This is a genomic window from Anaerobacillus sp. ABA4_114 (assembly GCF_056159065.1).
Genome location: NZ_JBSWUM010000002.1, coordinates 330,785 through 349,704, shown reverse-complemented (window position 1 = coordinate 349,704; position 18,920 = coordinate 330,785). Strand labels below are relative to the sequence as shown.

Here is an 18,920-nt window from a genome sequence, read left to right as displayed (position 1 = left end):
AAACAACAAAGTAATTTGTTGCACAAAACAAACAACTAAAGAGAATTTTAAATTAATTGGGGGAATTACGATGTGCGGAATAGTAGGTTTTATTGGGAGTGAGAATTCTAAGGAAATCCTTTTGAAGGGGTTAGAGAAGTTAGAATACCGAGGTTATGATTCTGCAGGAATTGCACTTCAAAATGATAGCGGTATTCAGACATACAAAGAAAAAGGAAAGATCGCCAATTTGAGAGACATAGTAGACCCTAATGTAGATGCACCAAAAGGTATCGGGCACACAAGATGGGCTACACATGGAGAGGCTAACAAACGAAATGCCCACCCTCACCAAAGTTCATCAGGTAGGTTCGCTGTAGTTCATAATGGGGTAATTGAGAATTATAATTCAATTAAGAGCAAGTATTTGAATGGACATGAATTTGTTAGCGAAACTGATACAGAAGTCATCGTCGAAATGATTGATTCTTTGTCCAAAGAAGGTGTGCCTACAGAAGAAGCTTTAAGAATGACGTTAAGACGCTTAAAAGGTTCTTACGCAATCGCATTACTAGACAACAAAGATTCAGGGCGCATTTATGTTGCGAAGAATAAAAGTCCGTTGCTAGTAGGAGCAGGAGAAGGATTTAACGTAGTTACAAGTGATGCCATGGCAATGCTACAGGTAACTGACCTCTATATAGAGTTAATGGATGAAGAAATGGTTATTTTAGAAAAAGAACAAATTACAATTAAAAATTTAAAGGGAAATGTTGTTGAGAGAGAACCCTATCAGGCTAAATTGGATCCTAGCGATACCGAAAAGGGCACTTATTCTCATTTCATGTTAAAAGAAATTGATGAGCAACCTTTCGTCATTAGAAGGATTATCCAAGAACATCAAGATGAGCACGGAAACATAAAGCTTGATGAAGATATTCGTCGCACAATGACAGATGCAGACCGTATCTATATTATCGGTTGCGGAACTAGTTATAACGCGGGTCTTATAGGTAAACAATTCTTAGAAAACTTTTCAAATATCCCAGTCGAGGTTCATATCGCAAGCGAATTCGTACATAACATGCCTCTCCTCAGCGAGAAACCTTTGTTTATTTTCCTTTCTCAATCAGGAGAAACAGCAGACAGCCGCGCAGTCTTAAACATGATCGATCAATTAGGGCATCGTTCTATTACAATTACAAACGCTCCAGGTTCCACACTTTCAAGAGAGGCTAATCATACATTGTTGTTACATGCAGGTCCTGAAATTGCTGTTGCTTCTACTAAGGCATACACTGCCCAAATAGCCGTCCTAGCCATTCTTGCTGTGGATACAGCGAATGCTAAAGGAGGAACACTAGAATTTGACCTACTAAAAGAGTTAGCTGTTGCAGCCAATGCGATTGAAAGCATGTGTGATAATAAAGAACATATTGAAAGAATTACTTGGGAGTTCTTCTCCACAACTAGAAATGCATTCTTTATTGGAAGGACAGCAGAATATTATGTCTGTCTCGAAGGTGCATTAAAACTAAAAGAGATCTCATATATACAAGCTGAAGGATTTGCTGGGGGAGAACTCAAACACGGAACAATAGCATTGATTGAGGAGGGAACTCCGGTAGTAGCTCTTATTACTACTGACAGAGTAAACCTTAATACCAGAGGTAATATCAATGAAGTGTCAGCAAGAGGAGCTAAACCATGTGTTGTGTCCATGAAAGGATTAGAACAAGAAGGAGATAGTATCATCATTCCAAAAGTCCATGAAGAACTTGCTCCATTAGTAAGCGTAATTCCACTTCAAATCATGGCTTATTATGCAGCCTTACACAGAGGATGTAATATCGATCAGCCAAAAAATTTGGCAAAATCTGTAACTATTTAGTGTCGAATTATGAATGATAATGTCGAATAATAGACAATAAAGTCGGGAACCGGACAAAAGAGTCGGGAACCGGACAAAAGAGTAGGGAACTGTACAAGGTTTTATAGTATTATTCATGAACCAAAAGTGAAAAAATGACCATTTAGAACTCGCACAGATTTTAGTGCGGGTTTTGTTTTTGGAAAACTAAGCTCAGCTTAGGAATATGTCAAAAAAAGATACGTTTTCATTGAACAAACTTTTCACTTGTTATAAACATAATACAATAAGTGAGGTGGATGAAATGGGACTATTTTTAAATAATTATGGTGGATATATAAAAAGTTTGAAATTGAATAAGTTTTGGAGAGACCTTTCTACTGAAGAAAGAGAGGCAGCTAGATTTTACTTTTCAAAAAGCTTTTATCCAGAAACAATAAATGTGGAGATAATCGACCAAAGAGGGCACAAGATTAAAACAGAGGAAACCCGTTACTCTTTCTTGTCTAAAATAGGCAACAGAGCGATTACTGGCAAGCATTACACCTTAGCTGAGAAATGCTTTATTCAAATGAATAATTGTACTAAGGATCAGGGAACAAAGTTAAACAACATGGATAAACTAATAGACATTTATTATAAGCAGCGACAGGAGAAAGAGGACGCTGTTTCTAAGTGTATTGACCAATGCAATCAAAGTATAAAACTTTATCAAAAAGCAAAACTGAAAAACTCGAATTTGGAAGCATTCAAGAGACTAGCTATAATTCATGAATCGAATCAAAATTATGAGGATGCTATTGCTGTTTCCAAGCTAGCGTTGAAATTAGGTGTTCATGATGGAACTAAAACAGGTTTTGAAGGTCGCATTACTAAATTAAACGAAAAAATCTCTTGATAGGTTATAAAGGACTAATCCAACCTTAAGTTAATATAAAACCCCGTAGGATAGTTAGTCTAATATTCAGGACTAGCTGTCCTTTTTGGATTTTAGAAGTTATTGATATTTATACTTTTTTGATATGAGGTTTTTATGAATTCTTAACAAACTAAATAACGGTGGAGAAACCTGTGTGGAAAGGGGTGAGTGCTATGAAATTTTTATTAAGGTTCCTATTTACACTAACTTTTATAGGAGTTCTAGCGGTAGGTAGCTACTTAACAATAGAGGATTTCATATGGAAAGATTTTTCGGAGACTAAGATCGAAGAAAAATATAAGAATTCACAGATTGACCTTACTAATAGTTCTAACGATGTTGAAGCCACTGTGAAAAATAGACCTTTCACCGTATTATTACTTGGCGTCGACAGTTCAAATATGGATGAATTAAGCAGGACGGATACAATGATACTGGCAGTAGTTAATCCTGATGAAGGAGAAGTATCCTTACTATCGATCCCTCGCGACACTCGAACTTTAATAAGTGGGAGAAATACTTACGATAAAATAAACTCTGCATACGCATACGGCGGAATAGACATGACATTAAACACGGTAGAAAATCTTCTGGATATTCCTATTGATTTTTATTCGATCGTAAATTTTGATGGCGTTGTCAACACGGTTGATTTAATAGGTGGACTAGAATTAGATGTTGAGAAAGATATGTACTTTCATGACAGGATATCCGATTCCTATGTATCACTTTATAAAGGGCAACAATTATTAAATGGAACAGAAACCCTCAACTATGCGCGTTTTAGAAAGGATGGAGAGGGAGACTTTGGTCGAATGAGAAGGCAACAGCAAGTCATAAGAGAGTTTGTTAATCAAACAGTATCTTTCCGAAACATAACTAAAATGGTCGATATTTTCAACACTCTTGGCGATAACATAAAAACAAATCTTTCCTTTAAAGATATGGTGAAGATCATTATCAAAATGCACGATGTAAGAGGAGACAGTATATCTAGTATCTCCATGAAAGGTCACCCTGATATGGTTAATGGCGTTTCTTATGTGATTATAAATGAAGATACTCTTGAAAACACCAGAACTGATTTAAAAAACTTATTAGAGTCCGACCTAGAATGATTAAAAAACCTTCCCCAAAGGTATTCTATAGAGAATATCTTAAGGGTAGGTTTTTCTATATAGTGCTACTTTCCTTTGATAACGAAAGCCTCAGGAAGATGCAGTGTAATACCGTACATACCTGGTTTTATTCCATTACCTAAATCCTTTTCTAATTTTTTATAGGTAAGATAAGGAGAACCACCTTTCATTCTTTCAATAGGATATGAAGAGTCAGTTTCAATTTGTGATTCTCGACCATTCTTATCAACAAAGTTAATCATGATCTTATCTCCGTCATCATCTTTTAAACTTTCCACATTTAATACATCCGCTTTTCTTTCAGGCAATTCTTCTATATAGGGCTTTGCATAATGATCTGCCCACTCATCGTATAGTTCGTCATAATAAGAAGAAGGCGGAAATATTGAAACAGTAGTCGTTATAAGAATTACAATCCCTAAAGTAGAGAGCATGGTGAGTTTTCGTTTTATGTATAAGGCAAAGACGCCTATCGTTACGAACAGAGTAATTAATAAGAATATTTGATAATAAACAGGTAAATTTGAGAGCAAATCATAGTAATTAATTTGCCCCTTCTGTACAACTTCTGAGTAATTCATTCTATCCCCCCCTTGAACATATTCTTAATGCTAATTTAAACCCAAAAGTTATAAATGCAATCATTTTTAACTTTTTATTTAATTTCCTTCCCAATATCCTATTTATATATATACTCTTCCTAGGGAGGTGTGTAATAGTGAGAAACAATAATTCTAAAAGTGCAGAACTAATAGCTCCAAATCATAGGTTCATCGCAAACACACATATATATAAGGAAACTTCGGATGAACTAGTCACCTTTACACCCAAAAATCACGAGCAACCGATGTTCTTTACTATCAATGAAGAAGTGAGTATTGTTTATAACACACACGAATATATAAATTACTTTAATGTTAGATTTGAGAGAATGGACACTTTAGATGATGAAGTGTTATATGTTTTTAAGATTGTTACAGCTAATCAGATAAAAAATGAAAGAGCAGAAAATAGAGAAAATGTGGAGTTCCAAGCAGTAATTTCAGACTATTACAGAGTTAATGTGGCTACAATACTTGATATTAGCGAATCAGGAATGAAAGTAGAGTCTGTTAACCCGATAAAATCACAATTCATAGAGATTTTTTATGATATTTTCTCAAACAATAAAGTGAAGCGCGGTAAAATTCTTTGGAAAAAAGAGGAGCACGGAAAATATTATTATGGGATCTCAACCACTTTTTGACCCTGCGGGGTTCTTTTTTTTTGCATCTTTTTCTTAGGAAAAGGACTTTAAACGGATTTTATGAAAATATAGTAACTTGCCACAATAACAAATACTTATGTAAGAAGGTGCTTTAGTTATGGGAATTACCGTACAAAAATTTGGTGGTACATCCGTTTCCACTCATGAATGCAGAATCCAATGTATAAGACATATAAAAAGAGCCCTTTCAGAAGGGGAAAAAGTCGTTGTAGTCGTTTCAGCAATGGGCAGACAAGGTGACCCTTATGCAACAGACACCTTATTATCATTAGTAGAAGAAGATAATAGCATTTTAAGCAATAGAGAAAGAGACCTTTTATTATCAACAGGAGAAACAATTACTGCAGCAGTTTTCTCCGGAATGTTAAATCAGGAAGGTATTAAAAATAAAGTGTTAACTGGGGGACAAGCTGGTATAGTAACCGACAACAATTATAATAATGCCAGAATTATTTCACTAAAACCCTCTAACATCTTACAAGCTTTTGAGTGCGGTGAAGTTGTAATCGTTCCCGGCTTTCAAGGAGAGACAATTAATGGCGAAGTTACTACGCTAGGAAGAGGCGGGAGCGATACATCAGCAACCGCTATAGGAGCTTCGATAGACGCAGATTTGGTAGAGATATATACGGATGTTGAAGGGATCATGACAGCGGATCCACGAATAGTGAAGGATGCTGCTATCTTAAAAAGGACTTCTTATACTGAGATTTGTAACCTAGCACAGTTAGGAGCGAAAGTAGTTCATCCTAGAGCTGTTGAAATCGCTATGCAAAAAAATATCCCCTTGAAAGTCAGATCCACTTTTTCAAACGAGGAAGGCACCTTAGTCACAAACCTTACTGAAATAAACCGTAACCATTTAGATGTAAGTGACAGACTCCTTACAGGGATTACAAACACTCCTTCTTTAGCACAATTCAACATTGAGACATCAGATAGTCCGTTCGAATGTAGGTTAAAGGTGTTTCAAGCCCTCGAAACAAATGGTATTAGTGTTGATTTCATTAACGTCCATGTAAAAGGGGTTACGTTCACTGTTCCCCAGAAAGTATTAGGAGAAGCTACGGAGATAATTAAACAACTAAGCTATGATTATGAAGTGAAAGAAAACTGTGCAAAGATCTCTCTTGTAGGAGCGGGGATGTCAGGAGTTCCTGGAGTGATCTCACAAGCCTTCGAAGCATTAGGCAAACATCAAATAAATATCCTACAATCCTCTGACTCACATACTACTATTTGGTTCCTTGTAGAAGGAGAAGATATGAAACGAGCGATCCAATCACTACATTCTCAATTCCTATTAAACAAAAAATGAGAGCTTTGGCTCTCATTTTTTAATTCATTAAAACATTCAAATGGTGTTTTAAATTGGTGAATTCGCAAGGTGTAATCCCGCCTAATTCTCCGTCTAAATTAATTTGAACATCTTCACTTGGGACTACTCGAAGATAAGATGTTTTAAAATTTAATACTTTATCATCGTAGATATGCTTTCCAGATGGCAACATAGACATCACCCTAATAAGTTCTGGGAAATTACATTTTTTAAGCAAAAATACATCAAAGAGACCATCATCTATTTGAGCTTTCGGCGCAAATTTTTCAAAACCACCTACTGTATTGCCATTGCTGACCATAAACAGCATGACTTCTTCAGTTTTCAACATACCGTTGTATTCATACTCAATTGTAACAGGTTTTAAAGACGGCAACTTTTCAATACCTTTAATATAATATGCAAACTGCCCCCAAATGGTCTTCATTCTGGGTGGACAATCATATGTTAATTCAGTTAGCGACCCTCCGCCTCCAATATTTATAAAGTATCGATCATTCATTCTCCCTATATCTACTGGTTTGAAATCACCTTTTTCAATGACTTCTAATGCTTCTGGTAGCCGTCTAGGAATCCCTATACTTTTCGCAAAATCATTACTGGTTCCCATTGGTAGAATAGCCAACGAAGGTCGTTTTTCTAGGGGAGATATCCCATTGACCACTTCATATATCGTTCCATCCCCTCCAGCAGCAACTATTAAGTCATATCCTTTTTTAGAAGCCTTTAAAGCTTCCGATGATGCATCACCTTTCCCTTTAGTAGCAAAAGTGCTTGTTTCATATCCTGAATTTTCGAGCGTTTCTAGAATATCAGCCAAATTATTTCTAACAATCTCTCTTCCTGCTGAAGGGTTATATATCAATCTTGCTTGTTTCATTGCAAACATCTCCTTTGAAATAAGTAATTACAGAAACAATTTAGTCCCTTTCTAGGACTCATAGGAAAATGCATAAAAATTATGTATCAACAATAGAGGAGGCGATTCTATGGAAAATTACCCTTTACTATCTAACCATTGCAAATTGGGCATAACTCAAATAATGCGCTATATAACGTCTTTTAAGGAGCATAAAATAAACCATACCTGTAATAAAAAGAATGAACTTTTAACTACTCACCAATACAAAGATCAATTGAGCATTAGCATAAGGTGGGAAATACTATCAGGACCATTCCCTATAAAGGTTTACCCTCATATAAATGAAGTGATAAGACTTCACAATCTAAGGTTCATTAAACCAATTCACTATAAGATCAATGAATTCTCCAAACCCACTACCAAGCCATCAACAGAGGCGATATTAGCGTTCGAACAAGTTTCCAAAACCCATACTATCTCTAGAAAAAGACAATTAAAGAAATGGTACAAAGACGAATTTCTATTGAAAAGAGAAACAACAATAAAAGATAAAGAATTCGATAAAATGATTCTACACATCCAAAATGAGTTAGACTTTAAAGAATTCTTAAAGAATAGACAACTTAAAAATAACAACTAACGACCGATTACTTGTCGTTAGTTGTTTCTTTCCATTTTTCGTACTTACCAAAATGGTTAAGTGCCACCTTTTCTTCGCTCACTCTCTACCATTTAGGAATTTATTCAAACTCCTTAATTGGGAGGTGAGGTAAACAGGAGAGGAATTTTCGAACACTACATAACTCGGATATTCCTCAACACCCAATTCTTTAGCTAAATCAACTTGCTCTTTGGAAGTCATCATTCTAAAAGTTGTCGCATCGGCGTACATTGAAGGAATTGTATCCAACGTGTTCTTTTGGAAAGATTCAGAAATACTGTCACGAACAAAAACTACAATCCGTCTCTCTTTAACATCATCTATCATTAATTGGTTAGCGACTTCACCCGAACTCTTCTTTAAAAGTTGTATTTTTAAAACTCTCTTTACTTTTTTATCCTGCTTATCGTACCAGACCTTAATGTGATCACCCTTGGATATCTGTTTTCCTTTAATAGGCTTATCACTTTCACCTACAATGGGTGGATTCATATTAAGTGTAAAATAGTTGAGCGTTTCAGGATCAGTTTTTGTGTGATTTTCCTCATCGCTTATTAACACAAGCCTTTCATCATGGTCAACGGAATTAACAAACCCTGTATATGTAGAGTTTTTGGCACAAGATGTCATTACAAAAATGAATAAAACACCCCAGCATAGCAACATTTTGCTCATAAATAAAACCTACTTCCGTTAAAAAAAGCTACTATATTAGTTTAAATCCAAAACACAACAAAGTAAAATATTTATTAATAAAATATATGTTTAATAAAAAAAACTATTGTTTTTAGTTATTTCATATTTTATGATGTGTTTATGAGTTCGAACGGAAATAATACAGGGTGGTGTAATTAATGGAACTTCTTATTAGTGATAGAACAAAAAGTTTAAATCAAACTATATCCGCTTTCAAAAGACAGTCAGAGATGTCTGCTAGAGTGGCTTTGCCTAAGATTAGGAGTGTATTCGAGAACTTGGAAGGAGAACAGATTGGATGGTTGGCAAAACCAGATCCAGGCTTTCAAAAAGCTCAAGTTGTTACGGTTGTAAAAGCATATCCTACATATGTTGTAGTGAAAAAAGAGTTTTATAATAGACATTCTGACTTAGTAACTGTTCAGAGTTCGATAAACTATGGAGCTTTAATTGCGGGTCATGACGAAGTCTTCGATAGTGCGCTCATCTAAATACATATAATTATTTAAAAGCCGTAGTCTTAATAAAGATTATGGCTTTTTATTATATTTTTGTATAATACCGAATCTAGTTGTCAAACCTATTAAAAAACTAAAGGGGAGATTCTAATGCCACATCGCACAGATTCTTGGACAGAAGATGAGGATTTATTGTTAGCAGATAAGGTATTGAAACACGTTCGAGAAGGCAGTACCCAATTGAGAGCGTTCGAAGAAGTTTCAAATAACCTTAATAGAACATCAGCTTCAGTCAATGCTAGATGGAATAATGTTTTAAGAAAGAAATATGATTCTGCCTTGGATATTGCTAAGAGACATCGAAAAAAATTGATGGAAAAAAATCCGTCTCCAATCATAGTTGAAGAAGAAAAAAATATTTCATTGGAAGAGTCATCTTCTATACCACAAGAAGGTCCTAAAGCGCTTGAGAATTTGGATGAACTGATCCGCTTAGCTAACTCCTTGAAAGATGAACTTGGTAGAGAGATAGAGAATACTACTAGCAATCAAAAGCTAATAGAAGAAAATGAAGAGTTAAAAGCGGAGCTGAATTCTATTAAACATGATTATGAACTAATGAAAGAGGATTACGGTACATTAACTGAAATTATGGAACGCGCTCGGGAAATGTCTGTTTTCAAAAGTGGAAGTAACAGAATCACTGAGATGCGTAGGAGAGAAAGTGAGTTGCAACGAAAAGCGACATAGCCGAGTGTGATTAAAAGCAGATTGTTTGATATCTGCTTTTTTAATTTGGTCCCACGAAGGATATATAACTTAACCTAAACATGAGAATGGTACAAAGGAGAGGAATATATGGAAACAAACTTATTATATTTCGGTTATGACTTCGATCCATTCTGCGGATTACTTTCCAGAGAAGAGATTATCTCAACTAAACAACATATCAAAACGAATGAGAAACCAGTTGCAATTAGATACGATGTTAATAGTCAATCAGAAATAGAGTTATTTGACCGGAGATTGCCTTGGAGTAAGTTAGCGGAATTCGAAAAAGTAACTTCAGTCAATATGTTTTGGAAGAGTAGAGAACGATTATTATCGATCAAAGATTCCAGAGTAATTGGAATAGAAGAAACAGAAATAGCGAAGGTTAACGGAGAACCATTAGTATCAAAGCTTGCTAGCGTTAATTTAGAAATGGATTACCCCATGGAGGATGTGAGGCTCATTCTTTACAAAACGGAATTTAGCAAACAATGGAGACCTCTAGAATTGCTTCACTTAAATACGAGCACATGCCCTTTGTGCCATCCGCTACTGACTAAAAACCGCCATAGCTTTCAAGAATTGAGCTACATTACATATCAAGTCATTAACAAGCCAAATAAGTCTAGAACAAGACTTCAGATAAATTAAAAACTCGGATTCCGAGTTTTTAATGTTGGTCTTCTAAAATGCATTTGTTGCATAGTTGATACGATGAGGAAGCGACACTAAGTAATGAGTCACAATTATTACATCTCATTTCCTTTGACCTAAATTGTTCTATTAACAATTCGTGTATTAGGTCTGATACTTTTTCTCGTTGTTCTTGTACCCAATCTTCATCATATTGAAATCCGAATTTCTTACTAAATGCATAGTATAAATCTATACTTCTGTAATAATGTTCTAAATTAGACAAGTCCGCTAATGGAGAGACTGTAGGTTTAGGTAACTCATGGGTATTGCTGTTAATATATTTGATATAGTCAGACCACAAACTGACCAATTCTTCATTTGTATGATCGAAAGGGATATGTACGGCAGCATACCTTTCAGAATCATTTAAGAATATTTCTTCCTCTATTTCATCTAACAAAAAGAGTTGTGCTTCTAAATTAGCCTTATCAAGATATGGCGCAACAGGCGGAACTTCAATCCAAGAGAGTATTCTATCCTTCAACGAACCAACTTCAAGCGCTATGATATTTTCTTCCAAAGGAGAAAGATACGCCTTTTCTATTTGTTGATCCTTACTATCTAATTTGTGCCTGATGATTGATTCCTCAACGGTAGAATTGATATAGCCTTCGTCGTACATTCCCTTCCTACCAGCTCTCCCAGATATTTGTTTCACTTCTTGTGTTGTTAACTCTCTTACTTCTCCTCCATCAAACTTATCCGATTCCAGAAAGACCACTCTTTTAATTGGTAAGTTTAAACCCATCCCAATAGCGTCAGTCGATATTACAACATCAGCATCTTTAGAAATAAAACGTTCTACTTGTTTTCTACGAGTGCGAGGAGGGAGATTTCCATATATTATGCTTGATTTTATGCCGAAGTCAGTAAGCACAGCAGACGTCTCCAAAACCATCTTTCTTGAGAAAACGATTAAGGCGTCCCCAGGCTTTACATCTTCAGGAAATGAGAACTTCTTAGTTTCAAACATTAGAGGTGTGTTTCTATTATGATAAACGACTTCCACTTCATCCCCGCAGTCTCTGACCACTTCTTTGAGTAAAGAAATCGAATTTAGAGAGCAACTTATATGAACCTCCCTTGCCTGAATACCTAAAATCGCCCGCGTCCAAGCACCACCCCTTTGGTCATCAGAGATCATTTGACCTTCATCGATAACTGCAACATCATAAACTTGACCAAAATTTGCTGATTCGATTGTACAGGACGTATGTGAAGAACCAGGAACATTTACTTGTTCTTCCCCAGTTATTAAGTCGCACGGAATCCCATCTTGGTTAACTTTCTCAAACACCTCTAAAGCTAACAATCTCAGAGGAGCCAAGAACACCCCGGATTTAACGTTCTTTAATGCAACAAGAGATTGATACGTTTTACCAGAGTTCGTAGGACCGGCATGAATAATGAATTTCCGCTTCATCATCCGTGTTTCAGCATAATCATCTTTAGGATGAGCGGGATGGTTTGCTGCCATTAACTCTCGTATTCTTTCATTTATCATGTACTTACTTTCTACTGCTGAAGCAACACCAGCGTGAAAATATTTTTTCGGAGCACGTTCTAATACATCTTCAAGAGTATAGTGAGTCCCCTTGAGTTGATTAATTCCTTCTAGCAAAACATTAGAAACGTTATATAGACTATCTAGTATCTTTTCCTTTATATCCTCAGTATATTGTAAGAAATTATCAGTCTGATGAACCCCTTTAATCTCTTTTATGTATGAACGTAACTTATTTAATTCTTTCAACAAGAATAACTCGCGTTTTTTTAAATCAGTATTCGTTTTAGCCTTATGTAGCATTTCAGAATTATATCTTCTAATAACCTTCTCAACTTTACTCCTCAAATTGTTCTGTTTCTTAGACACAAACATCACCTTTTCCTATGAATTAAGTAAGTCACTTATGATTTCTAGGTACTTGGCAAAAGACATTCAATTACAACTAAATATATATGCTATGTATATGCTTATTATGCTCTCAACACACACCTTGCATATACAAAGAACCTACTCCACGTATACCTTTTAAGGTAGATAATAAGAAGACTTAAACTAAGGTAAATCTATGTTTTTAGCCAAATGACTAATAAGAATAGGAGGCTATTATATGAAAAAAAGTAAAATCATCATCTTAACAGTTCTAGCATTGTGCATACTAGGATGGGCTATTTTTGAGTTAGGTGGGGTGTATGAACTGAATGGAGAACACGAAAAAGAACTTATAAAAAATAGTGAAATAGAAAATGGTGAGAATGAAACGCAAGGTTCGTATCGTCATAAAGTAACAATGCAAAATGAAAATAATAAACAATATGAGATTTATCTAGTGGCAGAGAATGAAGAAGAAAAGATAAGTGAGAAGAACAATCCTTTTATCGAAAAAGGGAAGAGGTACTTCCAAGGAGACTATCAATTAGCCGTTAAAGCTGTTGGTGAAAAACTAATTGCGCAAGACAATCTCAGTTTGTGGAGCGGCAAAGCCTCTAATAAACAAGTCTTTATCCCTGATAAGAATATGGTGTATGTCATCAAGAATGATTCGAACTTTCAAGGCGACCTGTTAGTGGTGGAAAAGGCATCATCTACAAAAGGTGTTGAAGCTCAATTCTTCACCCTAAAAAAGGATAAACTGATGGAAGTAAACCTAGAGATCGATTACAACGTTTCAGATTTTTATGGTTTTGTAGAGTCAATCGAGTATGTTAGTCCGTTTTTATATCGTTCAGTAGAATACTCAAATGATGATTTATCAGAAAAAGGAGAATCATTACATTTTAAATTGTGGGAATATGAACCCAACACTCTAACTCTAAATCTATTAAAAGAAAAAGTTTATTCCGCAGAGGACTACTCAAAAGGGGAATATTATTTAGAAAATTGGAAAGAAGACAATACTCATTTTATCTTTGATTTGCCCTTAACGATAGAAATAAATGACTCTCTTAAAAAGGATGCGTCGGATGGGACCTTACCAGGAATTAGTTTAAAGTTAGGTATGGAAAAAGAGGAAATATTTAAAACGGTGGGAGAACCTAACAGAAGAGAGTATAATTCAGAAGGAGTCATTTCATTAGTCTACAAAGATTACATACTAGAAATTGATAATATAAACAATCGTTTAATATCAATGATCGCAACCCCTTCACCGTTTATGTTTGAGGATTTGGAAATGTACTTAGGCAAACCCAGAAACCAAAAATACAATGAAGAGTGGAACGAAAGGATCATTGAGTACATTTTCGGCAATCATTCTCTTATCATCAAAGGAGAAAGTGAACAACCGTTTATCTATAGTGTGAAATTAACTACCTAAAAGATAAAAATGCCATTTCTGTAGAAGGTATATTGATTTGTATCCATTCCTACCACATACTAAACAAGAGGTGATTCGATTTGTATAACGATGAGACAATAGACCAGATTTTAGAAAAAGCATTTTCCGAAAATGGGATTAGTCGCTGGTGTTCAGGCATAAGAACAATTAAAGCACCCGAAAGCAACGAAGACCTGATGTTAAACCAAGCTATATCAAGAGGAGCTGTATTAAAGCTACACGTTAGAGATGATTGGCAAACTCATGCCGAACTGTCTCGACAGAATTTATCATCTGCAATAACCTCAAAAATAGGCGACGAACTAAACGAAGTAGAGAAGTTAAGTGTGGAATCAGCCGATGAATTGGTGCAGCTAGCAGTCTTTGGAGAAGTAAAGTACAAATCAAAGTAAGAATTAATACGGAACAATACCCCTCTATATGAGGGGTTATTTACTATGGGAAAGAATAAAGGGAAATTTCTATAACAACTTTGTGTTTTTAACTAAAATATTGTTTTAATATATATTTTATGTTATTTTTAATACCTGGAATAATCTTCTGCAATACATAATAAAAATATGGCATACAGCTCTGGGAAGCTTCAGACTATGGGCTCACATTAAACGGGTCTCTGAGAGGAGTGGTTCGATTCCACTGTATGCCACTAGACAGAATAATTTATTCCTTATAGTGGGGCGAATCGATGTTATTCAAATACACCCAATCAATAAGGTTTTTTTAATACAAGCGTAAGAGGTGACAAGTATGAATACAATAGCACCAGCAATGCAATGCAAAAAATGCAATGAGTTGATGGATCTGTTAAATATAGATGCAGTACATACGATTTTTGGAAAAGAGATTACAGTATCGAATACACCTACCTATTCGTGCAAGAACTGTAATGAGAAATATTATTTAGACGATGTCCTGGTGGAAGATCGAATTAGAGATGCTTACATTACCAAGTTGGATACTGTAGATTTTATAATGGCTAACAGATAGAACAGTAGCCCTAAAAAGATTAATGAAACATTAAGAAGAGGTTAATCACCTCTTCTTTTTTAGAAAATTTAAATAGCGCTTATTATGAATAAATATATTTTCTAAAAAATTCGAAAGTGATGTTTCGAAGCGCGTAGGTAGGGGTAATGGCTTATATAGTAACCCATGATATTTAATGTAAAATATATCTAAAGATGGGTTTATGGAATTTGCAGAAAAAAATTCCATGTACAAATTTAGCTTTTTTATATATAATGAAAATATAACAAAAAAGGAGCGGGAATATGATCCAACTTTTTAGCACTAATAACTCAGTTGAAATGATTAATTTTGATGACATGGTAACTCTAGCAGAAAATTTAAAACCTAAAAAACATATAATTAAAGGATATTTTGATAACGATAAAGTCATCTCAGATAATGAGACAGGTGACGAAGTGAAAATTTTCCTTATTCAAAGCAGCGGAGGGAAAGAAGTGGGACTCGAATACGACTCTTATACATACTTTCCTAACCAAGATAAAGAAGAAATCACTCTTATTAATGATGATTGTCAAATTACAATCACAAACGATATGATGAACCATTCAATTGTCGGGAATATTGAGTCTTTGGCTAAAAGAAAAGCATCATAATTAAAAGAGCTACCAACAATTTCGTTGGTAGCCTTTTTTTATACAAAATACAAAATTTAATTAGAAATAAGGTTGTGATCTTCAATCAATTTCATTTTCTTAAGGTCATGAGTATAAAAAATACCTTTACTTCCATTATTAAAAATAACAATCACATTGGTAACAGCTCCGTTAGTTAGTATTTGCTCAATAATTACTTCTTTCTGAGAAAACTTCTCTAGATAAGCTCTATCTTCAATATCTAGTGTAATACCACTTTCTTCGACCTCTATGGGAGATTTTATTACCACAGAATCTCCTATTTTAAATTGGGAATTCTCTTCTGGAATATCAAAGATAGTTGCTTGCATTAAATTTCCCTCCTTGGATAGAATAGTAAAATTGTATCATATTGGATGAGTAGATATTAGTATAAAATATTTAAACATGATTTTTTATACTATATCCATGATAGAAATAAAAGGGTATATTAAATAATTTCTATAAGTTTAATGAGATGAATTATAGTAAAATTATATTTATCTTAGTTTTTTGATGAAATAATGCTCGATATCTAATATTATTAATATATATAAATGATAATAGGAGTGTTTACCATCAATAAAAAACTTAAAATATCAAATATAATAGTAGCTTTATTCTTCACATTTGTTGTAGCAAGTGGCTCATTATTTTACATATCCACTCAGGCTGAAGAAGAGTCTGATTTTGGCAGAGTATATATAAATAAGTAACCCTCTAAGGGTTATTCAAAAGAAAGAGGGCGAAAAAATGGAAGCATTATCTGAACGAGAAGTTAGGAAAAGAGCAATTAGAACAACCAGGGAAATTGAAGGCTTCTTATCCCAATTTTTTTCGAAAAGTAGAATCCAAGCAGCCCAACAAGTAGAATCATCAAACATAAAGAATGAATTGATGATTAACCCTGAACGAATGAATGATTCAATTGCAAACTTAAGTATTATAGTCCTGTTGAAAACAAGAGACATTCAAACGCTTTCCGAACACACTTCAAAAACTCTTAAATCCTTTTGACATGATTATTGTATATAGGGTTTGTTTTTTCTAAAATACTAAGGAATCTAATATATGGAAGAGGAGATCAAAATGAAACGAATCTCTATTAAGAAGCTAAGTGAAAGTATATATTCCAGAAGAAAGTCAATGGATATGTCCCAGAGCGAATTATCTTCACATTTACATATCGATTTAAGCATAATCAGGTCAATAGAAAGTGAAGAATCTTTACCTCCATATCATTGCCTCCTTACTATTCTTGATAACATGAGGATCTCATGGGATGCTATTCTTGAAGTACGAATTCAGGACTTACACAAACTCGATGAAATTTACAATTTAATCGAAACAGAAGAAGAGAAAGAGACGTTAGTGAACGTAATTTCAAAATTACATCATATCGACATTCCAGACAGAATGAAGAGGTCAATAGTCTAGACTCCCGGTCACTCGGGAGTCTTTTTTAGCTTTTGTAAAGGTATTCAAGTTAGTGATATAGAAGTTATTACTTACTTATCTTTTGTCAATACTAGTGAAAAACCAATGAGGAGTTGATCACTTGTCGACCCAAAGCGTCTCTGAAGAAAAGGTATCTCAGTTGCAACGAAAGTTGTCCTCAGAAGACTTATTAAAGAAGAGTCAAAGCTCAAGGCAATCATTACTCACTTCGCTATCCAGAGAATTTGATGTTCCTATAGGGAAGATAGAAGAAATACTTTTTTCAACAATGTACGAAGAAACAAATAAATTAGATAATAACGAAGAAGAACTGTATAATGAAAATGGAGAAAATTCGAACGTTGAAAAGAGACTCTATACTACTCCTCCTTACAAAAATGGTGCGATTCTTGATGTCGTTGTTAAGCGAATTACCGACTTTGGAGTTATGTGCGAAACACTAGATGAACACAAGAGATTCGGAATGATACACATATCGAATATAAAAAACTACTTTATCACGGACATCCACTTATATTTCGAAGTAGGGGATGAACTAAAGGTAAAATACATTGGTCATAAAGAGGGGAAATTAGCTCTATCCACTAAAGAAATGAAGTTACCCCTAAAACCAACTCTAAGCACATACAACTATGATCCCAGTAGCTCTGAGAACGACAAGCAAGCAACAAAACAGTCCAATGAAAAGGATGTGCCATTCGAAGAGTCTGAAAAACAGAAGGAGCGTAAACTATTGAGTAAAGATAATGAAGTTGAACAGATTATTGAATTTATGAATTCTAAGGTAGGAGCTCTGTCACCAGCTGCTAAAGAAGAATTGTTCTCGACTCTATCCGATACAAGTATTTTCAGCTTCACTATGAAAATGTTAGAGGTCTCGAACGACTTTCACCCAGACATGGGGTTGCTATTTCTTACGCAAGTAAAAGAAAAGCTTCAGCAGAATAAGAAGGAACTAGCTTAATCCTAAAAACATTCACTGAAAAAACAACAAATATCTTTTTAAAAGAATGACATCCAAGGATGTCATTTTTTTGATATTTTCTTTAATTTCTAAAATGACGTGCCATAAAAACAGCACATCCGTTCGATGTTTGCTATAATATAAACAAATAACTAGGGCGCATAGGAATGGAGATGAAGCTGATGAAGACTATTATTTATTGTAGGGTGAGCACAGAGAAAGAGGCGCAAGATACATCCTTAACAAGGCAAAGAGAAGAACTTGTTAAATTGGCTTCAGAAAAAAACCTTGAAGTGGTAAAAGTTATTGAAGAGCGTCACAGCGGTTTTGATGTTGAAAGAGACGGAATTATCGAAGCGTTAGCATTAATAAAAGACAATCAAGCAAACTCACTACTAGTCCAGGATGATACACGTTTAGGTAGAGGTAACTCCAAGATCGCCCTATTACATGAACTTAGAAAATTAGGAGCGGATGTATACACTTTAAACGAAGAAGGGGAACCTAATCTATCTGAAGGAGATCTTTTGCTTTTAGAGATACTATCCAAGGTTGAAGAATACCAAAGAAGAATTGCGAACTTCAAAATCAGAAAAGGTGTTAATAGAGCAATTGATAATGGTTACAGACCACAAGACAATCTAACTAATATTCAGTTTGGCGGACGAGACAGAAAAGAAGTCCCAATTGAACAGATCGTTAAACTTCGTGAGAAGAAACTTACATTCCATGAGATCGCTAGTACATTACGAGGGCTAGGATTTGATGTTAGCAAAGCTACGGTTAACCGTAGGTATTTAGAGTACAAAGAAGAATTACAAGAGCAAGAAGAAAAAGGTTTGCCCATATAAAAGAGACCA

22 protein-coding genes are annotated in these 18,920 nt (G+C 34.8%); 17 read left to right on the top strand and 5 right to left on the bottom strand.

What is annotated here, in order from left to right:
* Window positions 1-70 precede the first annotated feature (70 nt).
* From glmS to ACXAEY_RS23480, 3 genes are all read left to right on the top strand, one after another.
* Entirely contained in the window at window positions 71-1,870 is a 1,800-nt protein-coding gene (gene glmS, locus ACXAEY_RS23490) for a glutamine--fructose-6-phosphate transaminase (isomerizing) (RefSeq protein ID WP_474815703.1), read from the top strand.
* A 283-nt stretch (window positions 1,871-2,153) separates the two neighbouring features.
* The gene (locus ACXAEY_RS23485; RefSeq protein ID WP_474815701.1) at window positions 2,154-2,747 is read left to right on the top strand and encodes a hypothetical protein; all 594 of its coding nucleotides are present in this window, start codon (window positions 2,154-2,156) and stop codon (window positions 2,745-2,747) included.
* Between the two features lie 194 nt (window positions 2,748-2,941).
* A complete protein-coding gene (locus ACXAEY_RS23480; protein ID WP_474815699.1) occupies window positions 2,942-3,886 on the top strand; it encodes an LCP family protein in 945 nt (314 codons plus the stop codon).
* Window positions 3,887-3,951: 65 nt separating this feature from the next.
* Here ACXAEY_RS23480 and ACXAEY_RS23475 read toward each other — a convergent pair whose 3' ends face one another.
* Window positions 3,952-4,488 (bottom strand): hypothetical protein, encoded by a 537-nt coding sequence (locus tag ACXAEY_RS23475; protein ID WP_474815698.1) that lies wholly within the window; start codon window positions 4,486-4,488, stop codon window positions 3,952-3,954.
* A 137-nt stretch (window positions 4,489-4,625) separates the two neighbouring features.
* Between ACXAEY_RS23475 and ACXAEY_RS23470 the strand changes: the two genes are divergently transcribed.
* Together ACXAEY_RS23470 and dapG are read left to right on the top strand one after the other, a co-directional pair.
* A complete protein-coding gene (locus tag ACXAEY_RS23470) occupies window positions 4,626-5,153 on the top strand; it encodes a PilZ domain-containing protein (protein WP_474815696.1) in 528 nt (175 codons plus the stop codon).
* A gap of 118 nt (window positions 5,154-5,271) precedes the next feature.
* Window positions 5,272-6,492: an aspartate kinase gene (gene dapG / locus ACXAEY_RS23465; RefSeq protein WP_474815694.1), complete on the top strand. Its 1,221-nt coding sequence runs from the start codon at window positions 5,272-5,274 to the stop codon at window positions 6,490-6,492.
* Window positions 6,493-6,511: 19 nt separating this feature from the next.
* Here dapG and ACXAEY_RS23460 read toward each other — a convergent pair whose 3' ends face one another.
* Window positions 6,512-7,393 (bottom strand): diacylglycerol kinase, encoded by an 882-nt coding sequence (locus ACXAEY_RS23460; RefSeq protein ID WP_474815692.1) that lies wholly within the window; start codon window positions 7,391-7,393, stop codon window positions 6,512-6,514.
* A gap of 109 nt (window positions 7,394-7,502) precedes the next feature.
* Between ACXAEY_RS23460 and ACXAEY_RS23455 the strand changes: the two genes are divergently transcribed.
* Window positions 7,503-8,015, top strand: a complete 513-nt coding sequence (locus ACXAEY_RS23455) for a hypothetical protein (RefSeq protein WP_474815690.1) — start codon at window positions 7,503-7,505, stop codon at window positions 8,013-8,015.
* Between the two features lie 78 nt (window positions 8,016-8,093).
* On the opposite strand, the gene ACXAEY_RS23450 is transcribed toward ACXAEY_RS23455, so the two are convergent.
* Window positions 8,094-8,711: a hypothetical protein gene (locus ACXAEY_RS23450; RefSeq protein WP_474815689.1), complete on the bottom strand. Its 618-nt coding sequence runs from the start codon at window positions 8,709-8,711 to the stop codon at window positions 8,094-8,096.
* A gap of 179 nt (window positions 8,712-8,890) precedes the next feature.
* Here ACXAEY_RS23450 and ACXAEY_RS23445 point away from each other — a divergent pair, with 179 nt between their 5' ends.
* From ACXAEY_RS23445 to ACXAEY_RS23435, 3 genes are all read left to right on the top strand, one after another.
* Window positions 8,891-9,223, top strand: a complete 333-nt coding sequence (locus ACXAEY_RS23445) for a hypothetical protein (protein WP_474815687.1) — start codon at window positions 8,891-8,893, stop codon at window positions 9,221-9,223.
* A 117-nt stretch (window positions 9,224-9,340) separates the two neighbouring features.
* Window positions 9,341-9,940: an RsfA family transcriptional regulator gene (locus tag ACXAEY_RS23440; RefSeq protein WP_474815686.1), complete on the top strand. Its 600-nt coding sequence runs from the start codon at window positions 9,341-9,343 to the stop codon at window positions 9,938-9,940.
* Window positions 9,941-10,048: 108 nt separating this feature from the next.
* The gene (locus tag ACXAEY_RS23435) at window positions 10,049-10,612 is read left to right on the top strand and encodes a hypothetical protein (RefSeq protein WP_474815684.1); all 564 of its coding nucleotides are present in this window, start codon (window positions 10,049-10,051) and stop codon (window positions 10,610-10,612) included.
* Window positions 10,613-10,631: 19 nt separating this feature from the next.
* Here the strand turns inward: ACXAEY_RS23435 and ACXAEY_RS23430 are convergent, their stop codons facing one another.
* On the bottom strand, window positions 10,632-12,410 hold the full coding sequence (locus tag ACXAEY_RS23430; protein ID WP_474815682.1) for a helicase-related protein: 1,779 nt from the start codon (window positions 12,408-12,410) through the stop codon (window positions 10,632-10,634).
* 361 nt (window positions 12,411-12,771) lie between these two features.
* On the opposite strand from ACXAEY_RS23430, the gene ACXAEY_RS23425 reads away from it, so the two are divergent.
* The 4 genes from ACXAEY_RS23425 to ACXAEY_RS23410 all read left to right on the top strand — a co-directional run bounded on the left by ACXAEY_RS23425 (window position 12,772) and on the right by ACXAEY_RS23410 (window position 15,620).
* The gene (locus tag ACXAEY_RS23425) at window positions 12,772-13,977 is read left to right on the top strand and encodes a hypothetical protein (protein ID WP_474815680.1); all 1,206 of its coding nucleotides are present in this window, start codon (window positions 12,772-12,774) and stop codon (window positions 13,975-13,977) included.
* A gap of 80 nt (window positions 13,978-14,057) precedes the next feature.
* Window positions 14,058-14,390, top strand: a complete 333-nt coding sequence (locus tag ACXAEY_RS23420) for a hypothetical protein (RefSeq protein ID WP_474815678.1) — start codon at window positions 14,058-14,060, stop codon at window positions 14,388-14,390.
* Window positions 14,391-14,745: 355 nt separating this feature from the next.
* The gene (locus tag ACXAEY_RS23415; protein ID WP_474815676.1) at window positions 14,746-14,985 is read left to right on the top strand and encodes a hypothetical protein; all 240 of its coding nucleotides are present in this window, start codon (window positions 14,746-14,748) and stop codon (window positions 14,983-14,985) included.
* 284 nt (window positions 14,986-15,269) lie between these two features.
* On the top strand, window positions 15,270-15,620 hold the full coding sequence (locus ACXAEY_RS23410) for a hypothetical protein (protein ID WP_474815674.1): 351 nt from the start codon (window positions 15,270-15,272) through the stop codon (window positions 15,618-15,620).
* A gap of 56 nt (window positions 15,621-15,676) precedes the next feature.
* Here the strand turns inward: ACXAEY_RS23410 and ACXAEY_RS23405 are convergent, their stop codons facing one another.
* Window positions 15,677-15,970, bottom strand: a complete 294-nt coding sequence (locus ACXAEY_RS23405; protein WP_474815672.1) for a hypothetical protein — start codon at window positions 15,968-15,970, stop codon at window positions 15,677-15,679.
* Between the two features lie 421 nt (window positions 15,971-16,391).
* Here ACXAEY_RS23405 and ACXAEY_RS23400 point away from each other — a divergent pair, with 421 nt between their 5' ends.
* From ACXAEY_RS23400 to ACXAEY_RS23385, 4 genes are all read left to right on the top strand, one after another.
* A complete protein-coding gene (locus ACXAEY_RS23400) occupies window positions 16,392-16,655 on the top strand; it encodes a hypothetical protein (protein ID WP_474815671.1) in 264 nt (87 codons plus the stop codon).
* Between the two features lie 54 nt (window positions 16,656-16,709).
* Window positions 16,710-17,075, top strand: coding sequence for a hypothetical protein (locus tag ACXAEY_RS23395; protein WP_474815669.1), 366 nt, complete (start codon window positions 16,710-16,712; stop codon window positions 17,073-17,075).
* 121 nt (window positions 17,076-17,196) lie between these two features.
* Window positions 17,197-18,060 carry a S1 RNA-binding domain-containing protein gene (locus ACXAEY_RS23390; RefSeq protein WP_474815668.1) on the top strand — a complete coding sequence of 288 codons (864 nt, stop codon included), beginning with the start codon at window positions 17,197-17,199 and terminating at the stop codon, window positions 18,058-18,060.
* 182 nt (window positions 18,061-18,242) lie between these two features.
* Window positions 18,243-18,911 (top strand): YneB family resolvase-like protein, encoded by a 669-nt coding sequence (locus tag ACXAEY_RS23385; protein WP_474815666.1) that lies wholly within the window; start codon window positions 18,243-18,245, stop codon window positions 18,909-18,911.
* The last annotated feature ends 9 nt before the right edge of the window (window positions 18,912-18,920 follow it).